Origin of the sequence: Pseudomonas psychrophila (assembly GCF_001043005.1) — a bacterium.
GTDB classification, from domain to species: domain Bacteria; phylum Pseudomonadota; class Gammaproteobacteria; order Pseudomonadales; family Pseudomonadaceae; genus Aquipseudomonas; species Aquipseudomonas psychrophila.
This window is the reverse complement of the sequence record NZ_JYKZ01000029.1, coordinates 1-1,286: the sequence shown is the minus strand read 5'-3', so window position 1 is coordinate 1,286 and position 1,286 is coordinate 1. Positions and strand designations below refer to the sequence as shown.

Annotated in this window: 1 protein-coding gene; it reads right to left on the bottom strand. The window is 53.6% G+C overall.

Features of this window, described 5'->3' with window-relative positions; all coding sequences use genetic code 11:
• Positions 1 to 53: 53 nt before the first annotated feature.
• Positions 54 to 1,205, bottom strand: coding sequence for an integrase core domain-containing protein (locus tag TU76_RS23845; RefSeq protein WP_048352617.1), 1,152 nt, complete (start codon positions 1,203 to 1,205; stop codon positions 54 to 56).
• Between the last annotated feature and the right edge of the window lie 81 nt (positions 1,206 to 1,286).

Here is a 1,286-nt window from a genome sequence, read left to right as displayed (position 1 = left end):
TGTAGAGACCGGTACATCCTTTACACATCTAACCGGGTACATCGTTTACACATTTACAGGCTTGAGACGCGTTTTGCACCGCGCTCAAGCCTGCCCAAAGGGTAGCTGCAAAGGTACAGATCCCACACATCATCAGCTACTTCCTTCAAAGCTACTTGCTCGCCTATCAGGGCTTCGCCCAAGAATATGTGCGAGCCTTTCCATTTGATCTCTCCGTTGCTTCGTACTCGTCTTACATCCACATCTTCTCCGTACTCCACCGCAGGTACGTAGCCCGGGTAAATCCTTGCCGATGAGCTGTACACTTCGGCGGGTACTTTCATGTCCAAAGCGGTGTGGGGCCTGTAGTAGTTGAAGTCGTGCACGAACTCTTCAAAGAGCAACTGTTGTCGTAGCAGGTTATCGGCCGCAGGCTTGAGTACAGCGGCTTTTAAGGTGCGGTGCATGCGTTCGTGCCGACCGTTTTGATCCGGGCGCCCAGGCTTGATCGTTTCTGGATAAATGCCGAGCCTGATAAACCATACCGACAGGCTCGATAGTCTCGCCAAGCCAGTTGAGGCGAACGGCGAGCCATTGTCGGTTCGTATAACATCAGGTATCCCATACTCCCTGAACGCCCACTCAAAGCCTTGCCGCGTGGGCTCGCCGTGAGTGCCGAGAAGACCTCTGCAAAGCAGTAGATAGCGGCTGGCGTGGTCTGTAATGGTCAGGGGGTAGCACCAACGATCGTCCTTGGTTCTGAACTGACCTTTGAAATCGGCGCACCAGGTTTGGTTGGGTTCATTGGCCTCACGTAACTTGGCCGAGCTATGAGGGCGGGGATGAGCGCGTTTACGAGGCGATACGAGTCCAGCTTTCTTCAGCCATAACCCCGCGGTACTTGCAGCAGGCCAGACAATCTCAGGCTCTGCATTTCGCAAGCGCTGGATCAGCTGTTTCGGGCCGCGATCCAGGTGCTCGTTTTTCTTTTCGAGCAGTCTGCTGATGATCTCGTCACTCGTCTGGTGCGGGCAGTGGTACGGCTTGCGGGACAGCTCTTTGAGGCCATCAGAGCCTCGATCTGCATACCGGTTTAGCCATTTATCAACCGTGGGACGGCTGATGCCATGACGGCGACTCAACTGGCTTTTGCTGTAGTTACCGCTAAGCCAGTCGCTGATTAATTTAACTCGCTGATCCATTACGGACTCTCGTTTCCAGGGCATGGTCAGTACCTCCTGACCATGATTAATACCTGTAAACGATGTACCCGGTCTTAAACGTAAACGATGTACTCGGTTTCTACC

Bases quoted from the DNA above. Each gene is read 5' to 3' on its own strand.
- TU76_RS23845 (WP_048352617.1), bottom strand. From the start codon at position 1,205: ATGCCCTGGAAACGAGAGTCCGTAATGGATCAGCGAGTTAAATTAATC.